Annotated in this window: 9 protein-coding genes and 2 pseudogenes; 6 read left to right on the top strand and 5 right to left on the bottom strand. The window is 53.7% G+C overall.

Annotation, left to right across the window (positions count from 1 at the left end; all coding sequences use genetic code 11):
• Nucleotides 1-122, top strand: a pseudogene (locus AB1E34_RS23165) (IS5/IS1182 family transposase); the annotation flags it as partial.
• 268 nt (nt 123-390) lie between these two features.
• On the opposite strand, the gene AB1E34_RS23160 reads toward AB1E34_RS23165, so the two are convergent.
• Nucleotides 391-1,269: a LysR family transcriptional regulator gene (locus AB1E34_RS23160; protein WP_372574674.1), complete on the bottom strand. Its 879-nt coding sequence runs from the start codon at nt 1,267-1,269 to the stop codon at nt 391-393.
• A gap of 120 nt (nt 1,270-1,389) precedes the next feature.
• Here AB1E34_RS23160 and AB1E34_RS23155 point away from each other — a divergent pair, with 120 nt between their 5' ends.
• The gene (locus tag AB1E34_RS23155) at nt 1,390-2,025 is read left to right on the top strand and encodes a LysE family translocator (protein ID WP_372574673.1); all 636 of its coding nucleotides are present in this window, start codon (nt 1,390-1,392) and stop codon (nt 2,023-2,025) included.
• 428 nt (nt 2,026-2,453) lie between these two features.
• Here the strand turns inward: AB1E34_RS23155 and AB1E34_RS23150 are convergent, their stop codons facing one another.
• A complete protein-coding gene (locus AB1E34_RS23150; RefSeq protein ID WP_372574672.1) occupies nt 2,454-3,011 on the bottom strand; it encodes a hypothetical protein in 558 nt (185 codons plus the stop codon).
• A 265-nt stretch (nt 3,012-3,276) separates the two neighbouring features.
• Between AB1E34_RS23150 and AB1E34_RS23145 the strand changes: the two genes are divergently transcribed.
• The 3 genes from AB1E34_RS23145 to AB1E34_RS23135 all read left to right on the top strand — a co-directional run bounded on the left by AB1E34_RS23145 (nt 3,277) and on the right by AB1E34_RS23135 (nt 4,737).
• Entirely contained in the window at nt 3,277-3,630 is a 354-nt protein-coding gene (locus AB1E34_RS23145; protein WP_372574671.1) for a hypothetical protein, read from the top strand.
• Nucleotides 3,631-3,809: 179 nt separating this feature from the next.
• Nucleotides 3,810-4,175 carry an alpha/beta fold hydrolase family protein gene (locus AB1E34_RS23140; RefSeq protein WP_372574670.1) on the top strand — a complete coding sequence of 122 codons (366 nt, stop codon included), beginning with the start codon at nt 3,810-3,812 and terminating at the stop codon, nt 4,173-4,175.
• Between the two features lie 253 nt (nt 4,176-4,428).
• Complete coding sequence (locus AB1E34_RS23135) at nt 4,429-4,737, top strand: hypothetical protein (RefSeq protein WP_372574669.1); 309 nt, start codon at nt 4,429-4,431, stop codon at nt 4,735-4,737.
• 133 nt (nt 4,738-4,870) lie between these two features.
• Here the strand turns inward: AB1E34_RS23135 and AB1E34_RS26150 are convergent, their stop codons facing one another.
• The 3 genes and pseudogenes from AB1E34_RS26150 to AB1E34_RS23125 form a co-directional block, all read right to left on the bottom strand.
• Entirely contained in the window at nt 4,871-5,041 is a 171-nt protein-coding gene (locus AB1E34_RS26150) for a serine hydrolase (protein WP_510769687.1), read from the bottom strand.
• 895 nt (nt 5,042-5,936) lie between these two features.
• Nucleotides 5,937-9,518, bottom strand: a complete 3,582-nt coding sequence (locus AB1E34_RS23130) for a calcium-binding protein (protein ID WP_372574668.1) — start codon at nt 9,516-9,518, stop codon at nt 5,937-5,939.
• A gap of 104 nt (nt 9,519-9,622) precedes the next feature.
• Nucleotides 9,623-9,760, bottom strand: a pseudogene (locus AB1E34_RS23125) (IS481 family transposase); the annotation flags it as partial.
• Between the two features lie 291 nt (nt 9,761-10,051).
• On the opposite strand from AB1E34_RS23125, the gene AB1E34_RS23120 reads away from it, so the two are divergent.
• Nucleotides 10,052-10,201 carry a hypothetical protein gene (locus tag AB1E34_RS23120; protein WP_372574677.1) on the top strand — a complete coding sequence of 50 codons (150 nt, stop codon included), beginning with the start codon at nt 10,052-10,054 and terminating at the stop codon, nt 10,199-10,201.
• Nucleotides 10,202-10,534 lie beyond the last annotated feature (333 nt).

Genomic DNA, 10,534 nt, shown 5'->3' with positions numbered 1-10,534 from the left:
GCATTGAGATCATGTTCGGACGCCTGAAGGATTGGCGGCGCGTCGCCACCCGATATGACAGATGCCCAAAGGTATTCCTCTCGGCCATCGCTCTCGCTGCTACAGTCCTATTCTGGCTGTAAATCAATGAGTCTGGAGCCTAGCAGTCAACTACAACTGCACTTTTCCTAGCAGTCAACTACAACTGCACTTTGGCACATTCGATGCCGGTGGAGCAGGAGCCACCCACCTCATCCGCTCTGGGCCGTCCATGTTGGGACGATAAGATCCAACAAGTGAACATGCTGTGATCGATCTAACGGCGGTTGCGAGCCCATTCTATCGAATGCTGCACCACGCACGAATGTCAGCATTTGAGATTCAGACCGGTAACAGGTACCCGCATATACTTTAGCCATTTGGATTTTGACAAAATTCGTTTTGAATCAAATGAACTACGTCCATCACTGGTTTTGACGTAACCGGCTGCGTCGGCCAAACCAGAAAAATATGCTCTCCAGAGGCCTGCTCATCTCGCCAAACCTCTCTAAGGTGGCCTGCATCAATGTCATCTTGGACAAACAATAATGGCACGATTGCAATGCCCTGCTTGTTTATTGCCGCATCTATCGCCAGCGAGGCGGAGTTGAAATTCAACGGCTCCAGAGTCTCTTGGGAGCAATGACGCGCTAACAGCTTATCCCATCTCCGGTGGCTATCTTGTATCAGCGATGACGCGAGTATTTTCTCTAAACTGGGTTGAGCCCCGATACTGGACAGATCAGAACTGCACACTGCGACCAGTTCCAGTTCGATAAGCTGTTGCATCTGCTGTCCGCGACCGGTTCCAAAAGTCTTCCCATGTCGCAGAGCGATTTCGTTTTGATGCAATGGCCGCTCAAGCACTTGTGCGCTGGCTTCGATGGTCAATTTTAACCCCGGTTTCAGCTTTGAAAACATCGGCAGTCGAGGGGCGAGCCATTTCCGCGCGATAGTCGGCGAAACATGCACCGTGACTTCATTGCCAAGCTGCTGGACCTGGCTTGCCGTCTTATCCAACATTTCGAGACAAGTTTCGACGGTTTGGAATAGTTCTTGACCAGCCTGTGTGAGTGAAACACCGCGCGGTTCGCGCTCAAACAACATTACACCCAACTCTATCTCAAGCTGCTTGATGCGTTGGGAAATGGCGCCTTGAGAAAGGTTCGTCTCCACTCCTGCCTTGAGGAAGCTGCCATGACGGGCGGCGGATGCGAACATTCTGAGGGAATTCAGATTCAGGTTTTTCACGGGCACTCAAAGGTATTAGGTTTTCTAAACCCTATGACTGAAATCATGGTTAGTCAATGAAGTGAAGTGGTGAGATAGGACAGAGAACTGTAACGATGATGCTGCATGAAGGCCAACTAAATGCCACACTCCGATATTCTTTTCTCGCTGCTCACTATTTCAGGAATTTTGGCTCTAGCCTGGATGACACCGGGTCCCAACATGCTTGCAGTGATCGACTCTTCTCTGAGAGGCGGCTGGTCCGCCGGATTCATAACGGGGCTCGGTATTTCAACCGGAAACGTCGTTTGGAGCATTGTTGCGATTGCTGGCAGCGATGTGGTTTTTCGCGAGTTTCCTCAGCTCATTCTAGCAATCCAACTGTTGGGGTGCGCCTATCTTCTATACCTGGGTTATCGCTCCCTAAGAACAACACTGACACCAAATGCAGATAACGGTGTTCCACAAGCACCAAAAGGTCGCGGCTCATTCTATGTGACCGGGCTTATTGTCATCTTCACAAACCCAAAGGCGATTCTGTTCTTCGCGTCAGTGTTCACAGCGCTTATTCCACCGGATGCAAGCGCCACTTGGAAGATAGCGGCCGTGTTTCTGAGCGGCGTTATTCCCACCTTGGGGCATACTTTCACCACGACGGTGCTGTCTCGGCCACGAATGGTGGAAAAATACTATGCCAGGCAACGATATATCTCAGCGGTATTTGCCGTGGCCTTCTTTCTTATCGCCCTGAATTTGCTGACAAAGCTCATTAGCTGACAACAGGTAAAAATGCTGGGGGCTAGCCGGGGTATCGGTCACAGCGGACATTGAATTAATCGTCTCGAACGACCGCAAAGTCCCGCTCCTGGATGGTCGAAACTTGCCACAGCGAAATGACGGTTTGGATCTCGCTTGTTTCTACCGGCTCGAATGACCGCAATCGGGAAATCCGCTGCGGCGCAAAAAATTACGTGCGGCAGATGCGAGCATTTTCGGCGTCAGCAAATGCGGCGCAAGCAAAAGGCAGCTGTGTCCCGCATACTGTGAGTTCGACCGTCTCCAAATTTCGCGGTCGCCGCGAATGGCCGGTAAGCGGGCTGCGACCGCAGCATCGTAGCTGGGTGCTGAAGTCTGTCTCTTATGGGCCGTCCTTGTCGGTGCGGGCGCCTCCCAATTCAAGCCGAGTGTTTTACAACCCCGAGCTGCTATTCAAACGCATCCTTTAGGTCGGCAAGGTGATCTGACAGCTCATCGGGATAGCCCCAACCAATTTGACCATCAACGCGGTGAAGCTCAGTCTCAAGCGAAGGCAAAAACTCCGCAAAAAGCTCCTGATCCTGCTGTTTCAGAAGGGTTTCAACGACACTCGAGAACATTGAACACAAGCTGTCATAGAAACCCTCGTCGATGTCCTCGAACTCAAGTGTAAAATCATTACCGCATTTGACGTAGTAAATCATGAGAGCCAGCGTATCGCGGATGTTGCCGTTGGCTTTCTTGAACTCACTGATGGCTTTTCTGCCTTCGATCAGTTTTACATGCCGCTTCCAAGGCTGCTTTGGGCTGATGGCGCGCTGTATCCTTGCCATGTAAGGGGCAAGATGGTCCTGCTCTGCATCGTCACTCAAGAAACGGGCATGCATAAACGACGCGTTTTCTGCATTCAATCGGTATAGGTCCTGGACCAATCCCAGCAGTTGAGGCGAAGAAAATCCAGACAGAACCGGCTTGATATCCTTCCAAGACTTCTTCGTATGGCTCATCGCCATTCCCTCTCAGCAAGCGTGATGGGGCAACAGTATGCGTGAGATTGGTCGGTGGAAACCCATTTGCAACCAGATGCTTGCGCGACGTCCGTTGACACACCAACGCCGGGCGGCGAAAAACACGCCAAAGAGATCAGGAGGTGATCCATGCTTTCAGCCGATTTCGAATATAGCGATTTTTGCCAGTCCATCATCATTGGCAACCATGATGTGGATATCGAGATATTCCGCGAGATCGGAACATTTGCCTGGACCCTCGAAAATGCAAGTCGATGGCAAACCTGTGGAATGGCCGCATGTGTTTGTTGCTGACAAAGCCGCCTATGACGCCGCAACACTTTACCTCAAAGAACGCGGATTGAACCCCGATATGTTTGCAGACGATGACGACTATCCCATCATCGAAAGCCCTCTTTGCCAAAAGCTGCTCGTGGAAGGGCATCCGTTTGAGATCAGCATCTACCGAGGGGTTGATGAAGCAGAGTGGATTTTGGAGATCACCAACGCCAAGGGTACATCCTTCATCTCAGATGAGCGATTTAAGACCGACAAGGATGCGCTCGGCGCAGCACTGGCCGACTTTGAGAACGAACCAATCGCGAACTTTCTTGAGTAGTCCCGCGATGCCGTCTTCGCTCTACCGCAAATGCTGCACGACGCACAAATAACCGCAATGTGAAGGCGACAGTGCCATGTTTGGCTTGGTGGCTACGGTCCGATCTGGATCGTTGGAACGTTACCAAATTCGACATGTCCGTCATCAAATGAATTGGTCCGACAGAGTTTTCGGCCGACATGGCCGACACGCGCTTTACCAGCATTGTTGCAGTTGATCCCGGCTTTACCTATGCGGCGGTTCCGGAAAGCGCTGCGGCCATCAAGCGGCCGGTGCAACTGGTCTCCCTCGGTGATAACTTCCCGTGGCTCACAACCGATTTGCGCGCCGAAGGCAGCGGTTTGGCCGAGATGCTGCCGAATGCCGAGCACACGGTGATCCCCAATGCCCACCACTACTCATTCCTTCCCGTCTGCACCGAGATCGCCCCGCAATTGCTGATTGAAGAAGGCGAAGACCCGATCTGCGATGACCCTGAAGGGTGGGATCGACCGGAGGCGCATGAAGCCTCCATCGGCGCGATTGCTCAATTCCTAGAGCTCTGAACTACGTGAGTTTGCACATATCCCGTCACCAGACTTGGTGGAGAGTGAGAGGTTGTACTCAAAGGCTCTAGGATGAAGCTGAGCTGGCGTAGAAACCGCATGGGCGGCAGTTTGGAGCGTCTAAGACTGCCCCCAAACGGAGTTTTGGTAGATGCCGCCTTGCATCCGATGACCGCGAAGACCCTTTCTGCTCGTCAGATGGTAAGCACTGGGTTAGGTTCTCGGGGAATTTGGAAGGAAGAAAATTGTTCTGATGCCAGATATTTACGAACTCGTTCTTTGCGACATTTCGGGCGAACATAAGCCTGTGGCCGTATTTCAGTCAGAACGCCCCTTTATGCCGCTTCACGTTGGCGAACGCTTTGACGATCACGGTTGGGATCGTCTTGACGGCGTTGGCAGAATCGGCACGCCCAAGGAACCGATCCGTTACCTTGTGTTTGCAACCAAGCATGTCGTCTTCGAGTTGGAAGGCAAGACGACCTATCAGTTCTGCGTAGACCTACAGCCTTACAGCGGCCCACGCTCACCGGCTTGGGGGCACGACAATCCAGTCAAATAGTAACGCGCTTCATTGGATGGCAGCAAAGTTCCGCATACCATGAGTTGAACCGCCCTTCTAACATAACGCTGCGAAAGTGTCGGAAGAGCCCAATTTCACCGATGATGCACAGCGCGCGAACGTCTGAAATTTGTCACACAGCCATATCCAGCGCCAATCTAGCAACCTCACTGACAGAGGCGACGGCCTCGCGTGTCTTTCCCTGCTGCGTGTCGATGAAAACCGTGACAACGAATGGAACGCCGTCAGGCGACCACAAGATTGCAATGTCATTTGCCACACCATTTGGGGAGGTGCCGGACAGTGAAAGCGGCCTTTAACGGCCCCTTGGCCTATGACCTCAAAGCCGGTTGTCGAACCGCGTAACCAGCTGATATTTTTAGGATATTCGAGCCAATAGCTCACAAAGTAGAAATGGTGCCCCCACACGGACTCGAACCGCGGACCTACTGATTCATACCACTACGACTTTCGTCGCCACGCACGTGGCGCTTCGTGGTCTGGACTTTCTCTTCACCATGGCCCGAAAGGGCTTTAGGTGGGTGCCGTCAAGTCTCTACACGTTCAATCTAGGTTGCCCCAGAAAGCTTCGCTCGGGATTGCCAGCAGCTCTACCTGCTCAGGTTTCCCCGAATTTGACACCAGTTCACCTCAACGTTTCCATCGAGGGCTGCAACAATGCCTCAGTATTGGAGCCTGAAGCGACGCTACAAATCAGTTGCTCTACCAGCTGAGCTATAGGGGCACTTTCTCCACTTCATTGTGCGACACCACATGCGTATCCCAGATAACCTCTGGGCGTTGCCTATCGAATCGCTCGGCATCAAAAGTCAAGGCGAACCTAAGGGACCTCGTATTTTTGAGACTATCCGTATGCGCCTTACTGGATGAGCCGGCGTATAAAATAAAATAATCGAACCCGCAACCCGCGAAACAGCCAGCATTGAATTACTTTTGAGGACGGTACCAAGGCTGCGCAGGGCGCGCGGAAACCACATCCAGCGGGCCCGCAAAGATACGGGGCGTCATGTGCCAATCCGCCGGGTTCAACCGCCTCTGAGCCAAATGGGGGTAACCATCATCTTCGAACGCCATGGCCATGCAGGTGGGCGCATTCTCAGGATAGAATCTGCCTTATCTATCGTCAGCAAACTCCTCAAACGCTGATGATGCTCACGATCAATACGGGTCTTCCCAGATCAGAAGATGAAGTCGCCGACATCAAGCACACCCTCGGCCACGCCCACGAGTGTCATCGTGTTGCCCTCGCCATCGTCGATCACTGCATCTGCGCCACCCGAAAGATGGTTGGCTTGTAGATCCGCAAAATCAGTGATCTCCGAAACACCGCTCAGGACAATCCGGTCGCCGGGACCAAAACCGATCACCTGATCTTCGCCGCTCGAGAAGATCAGCACATCCGCATCCGCACCGCCGCTCAATGTGTCATTGCCTGCTCCACCGTTCAATGAATCAGTGCCACTACCGCCTCGCAAATCGTCACCGCCAGCGCCGCCATAGATCACGTCATCGCCGCCGCCGCCATTGATCGTGTCATTCCCACTTCCGGCGTAGACCGTGTCGCGCCCGAATTGGTCGTTTTGCGCTTCATCGGTGAACACATCATTGCCGTTGCCCATGAAAATCGTGTCGCGCCCTAGACCGCCCCAAATGTGGTCGTCGCCGTCGCCGCCACTAATCGTGTCATCGCCGCCACCGCCATTAATCGTGTCATTGCCGTCGCCGCCGTAGACTCTGTCCCGCCCAAACTGATCGTTCTGCGCTTCATCGGTGAACACATCATTGCCGTCGCCCATGAAAATCCTGTCGCGCCCTAAACCGCCCCAAATGTGGTCATCGCCGTCGCCACCAATAATCGTGTCATCTTGGCTTCCGCCATAGAGCGTGTCGTTCCCTGTGCCACCGCTTACTTGGTCTGCGCCGGCATTGCCTCGAAACTCGTCATTGCCACCGCCACCGTTGATCGTATCGTTGCCGCTTCCGCCGTAAACCTTGTCTCGCCCAAATTGGTCGTTTTGCGCTTCATCGGTGAACACATCATCGCCATTGCCCATGAAGATATCGTCGCGTCCAAGGCCGCCCCAGATGCGATCGTGACCGTCACCACCGTGGAGCGTGTCGTTCTGGTTGCCGCCATAGAGTGTGTCGTTCCCCACGCCACCGCTTACTCGGTCTGCGCCGTCGTTGCCTCGAAACTGGTCATGGCCACCGCCACCGTTGATCGTGTCATTCCCGCTCCCGCCGTAAACCTTGTCACCGCCGAACTGATCGTTTTGTGCTTCATCGTTGAAAACGTCGTTGCCATCGCCCAGATACGCCTTATCGCGCCCCAGACCGCCCCATATGCGGTCGTCGCCGTCACCGCCGTCAAGCGTATCGTCCTGATTGCCGCCATAGAGGGAGTCGTTGCCGCTTTCGCCTAGCAGCGTATCACTGCCATAACCGCCCAGGATTGAATCGTTTCCGCCCCGCCCCTCGATCCAGTTGTTCTGGCCATCTCCGCCAACGATAGTATCGTCGCCCTCGCGTGATCCGCGCACCTCTTCGAAGTTTTTTATCGAGTGGTTGAAGGTCTCACCCCGCCACGTGCCGGTTGCGACGCCTGTCTGCAGGTTCACATTTACTGCCTCGACGCCGGGTCGGTCGTAGCGCAGCACGTCAAAACCAGCGCCACCGTCAGCGGTGTCATTGCCTGCCATCAGGATAACCTGATCGTTGCCCGCGCTTCCCAGCACGCTGTCATCCATCATGCTGGTACGGACTTCGCGCAAGTTTTCCACACCGATAATGGTATCCTGACCGCCGTAGCCATCCTCACTCACGATGCCCGTAGACAGGTCAATGACTATACCCGTCGTCGCGTTCCACCATGACGATCCTAAGCGGATGAGGCCTTCACCGTTCAAAATGTTGAACACATCATTGCCGTGCATGCCCATGATCAACAAAAACCCATCCTTTGTCGGGGCAATGTTGAACGTGTCGTTATGAATGGTTCCGTATATTCCAGCACCGCCATTTTCGGCGGCCATAGCCTGATTGATGTCTAGGAAGGTTGTCGTTCCCTCGGCACCCTTGCCGATACTGCCGGTATTGGTAGCGCCATCAATTGTGACCGTCACACCCGAGGAGAGGCCATAATTGTCGATCTCAACATAGGCGTCCGGCGAAGCCAGGTCAGAAAAGTCAATGGTGTCGTTTCCGGTTCCCGGCTGTACATAATCTGCGCCAGTCGTGTTACCGGGGTTCAGGTAATCGTTGCCGGCACCGCCAAACAATTGATCCGAGCCGTCCCCGCCAAACAGTCTGTCATTTCCCAGTTCACCCAGTAAGGTGTCATCGCCGCGGCCGCCAACGAGTGTATCGTTTCCGCTCCAACCATAGAGGCTGTCGTGACCCTCACCGCCCGTGAGTCTATCGTTACCAAGATCTCCATCGATCGTATCGTTGCCGCCCTGGCCATGCAGCAGATCGTCGCCCCCATACCCATTGATCGAGTCATCCCCGCCGCCGCCGCTGATCTTGTCGTCCAGTGGTCCACCGAGCAGTGAATTCGCGAATTGATCCCCTGTAATATCCATACCTGCAGCCAATATTTTTCCCTGAATAGATGTTCCGTCGGAGTCCGCTTGTGCGTCAGTCCAAGAGACAACAACGCTTCCATTGGCAAGAGCCGCAAGGCTCGAGTCATCCGCGTCCGTTTCTCCGCTTGAAACCAGAAAAGCCTCTGTTAACGGAGTGCCGGTATCATCGAAGACACGCGCCAGAATGTCCGTTCCCCCGTCTGCGTTCGCTTCCGTCCAACTCACCGCTACCCAACCGTTGACCAATGCAACGATGTCAACTGCACTTTCGACTGCAGCCAGATTGGCGTCGACCCGGATTGGCCCAATTCCGTCGGGATTAGTGTCCAAATCTGTGAAAATGCGCAAGAGCACGCCGGCCTCACCGTCAACTTCGCCCGCATATGCAATCGCAAACCCTCCATCAGGCAGCGCCGCCAGCTTTATATCTGTATCTGCATCAGATGGTCCGACCAGATCGATTTGTGTCATCGCGGTGTAGGAACCAATCGGTTGGCCAGTTCCCGTTCGAAATTGAACGTAGATTGGATTTGTATCTCCGGTGCCCTCCGCAGTGGCGGCAATAAGCAATCGTCCGTCAGCAAGCGTAACGATGTCGACACTTTCGTAGTCCTTAAAATGATCTCCAATCGAACTGATTGCGATATGGGAGCCATCCGGGTTTTTTCGGGAAAGATCAAGAGATTCAAAGGTGGCATCTTGATATAGTGTGTACTGATTTCCATTGCTCCCAATGGTCAAAGCCATGTTCCCAATCTCGGTAGAGTTTTGAACAAGCGCTTGTGGCCGGACTATCGTGCCGCTAACGGGGTCGACCGACGCGGTGAACAAGTCAGTACCGTGACCGAATGAGCCATCGTCGCTGTTCCAGCGAAGCAGGATGCTTCCGTCTGCGTTTTCGGCAATAACCGGGTCGCCAGACATCTGCACGCCGAGAGCTGACCCAGAATAAGGCAACACGTAGGTTCCGGTCGCTGTCTGAACCGGAATGCCATCATCTGAGTAGATTGACACCGCAAGAGTATCAGTGGTGTTGAAGTGGTTCCCGTATACGACAGCGAACCCGCCGCCAGATAGAGCTTGCACCGTCGATCCGAATTGGTCGCCGCTCTCAAAACCGTTTAATTGGAGATCATCTAGAATCGTTTCAACGGAAAATTGTGTTGTGACAACCATTGAGCAGGTACCCTGTAACTATTAATCGCCCCAGCTTGCGCAAAAAACCGCCTATCTTGGGTTTCGTCAAGTGGAAAGCAGATGAAGAATTATTAGGGGCTCAGTCACGGCATCTGGTGGATCGGGTTTAGGATGAATCGATCTGGCTCTGATGTCCAGATTTTGCAGATGTATTCGTAAGGCGTGAGACCGCTGAGCGTTTTTAAGCGACGTGCGAAGTTGTAGGCGTCCAGAAAGTCTGAGCGTCTTACCATGGATGCGCCCTTTGGAAGCTGGGGAACTCAAACCTTGATCGCGGGGCTGACCCAGGAAGCCTTCATCGCGCCATGGGTGATCAAAAGCGCCCCCCTCATGCATGTAAACACGCACTGCCGGGCAGTGGATGGATGGCCCTGCCTTTGCCGCCTATATCCGCGAAACACTGGTTCCCGAAATCGTGCCCGGTACGGTCGTCATTCTCGACAACTTGGCGACCCACCAAAACAAGGAAACGGCCCAAGCTCAGAGCGACCACGGCTGCTGCCTCCTAATATCTGCCACCATACTCGCCGGACCTGAACCCCATCGAACAAGCGTTCTCCAAACGCAAAGTTCACTTACGAAGAATTGGAGCGAGAACCTTCACCGAAGTCTTTGAGGCCATCGGATCAATCTGTGATCTGTACGACCCAAATGAGTGTTGAAACTACTTCAAAGCTGCCGGGTATGTCGTAGGTTAAAACCGAAATGCTTTAGCTATCCAGCCTCGGCTAGTTCAGCCGCTCTCCGGGGCGTAGAAGCATCAGTCGCAAGATGTTGCTGAGCCCTGTTCCTTCGTATTGGCAGAGACAAACATGCAGTTGCGAATGTTCGCTGGTGGCCGGACCCCTAAGGGCCCTGGTTCTGCACACCCGCGCTGCGCGAAACGCTCGGATCCAGCCGAACCTATAACGTCAGACCATATCTTGCCTGCTAGAGGCAGGCTCCTTGGCGACATAGACTGAGTAGCCTCGCACCACGAGGATTGGCTTTGAAAT

The sequence above is a fragment of the Ruegeria jejuensis genome, from assembly GCF_041537905.1.
Taxonomy (GTDB): domain Bacteria; phylum Pseudomonadota; class Alphaproteobacteria; order Rhodobacterales; family Rhodobacteraceae; genus Ruegeria_C.
This window is presented reverse-complemented; position numbering and strand designations above follow the sequence as displayed.

What these genes read in the sequence shown, in the direction of transcription:
- AB1E34_RS23130 (WP_372574668.1), bottom strand. Translation starts at nt 9,518, where the DNA reads ATGGTTGTCACAACACAATTTTCCGTTGAAACGATTCTAGATGATCTC.
- AB1E34_RS23135 (WP_372574669.1), top strand. Translation starts at nt 4,429, where the DNA reads ATGCCAGATATTTACGAACTCGTTCTTTGCGACATTTCGGGCGAACAT.
- AB1E34_RS23155 (WP_372574673.1), top strand. Translation starts at nt 1,390, where the DNA reads ATGCCACACTCCGATATTCTTTTCTCGCTGCTCACTATTTCAGGAATT.
- AB1E34_RS23140 (WP_372574670.1), top strand. Translation starts at nt 3,810, where the DNA reads ATGGCCGACACGCGCTTTACCAGCATTGTTGCAGTTGATCCCGGCTTT.
- AB1E34_RS23145 (WP_372574671.1), top strand. Translation starts at nt 3,277, where the DNA reads ATGCAAGTCGATGGCAAACCTGTGGAATGGCCGCATGTGTTTGTTGCT.
- AB1E34_RS23150 (WP_372574672.1), bottom strand. Translation starts at nt 3,011, where the DNA reads ATGAGCCATACGAAGAAGTCTTGGAAGGATATCAAGCCGGTTCTGTCT.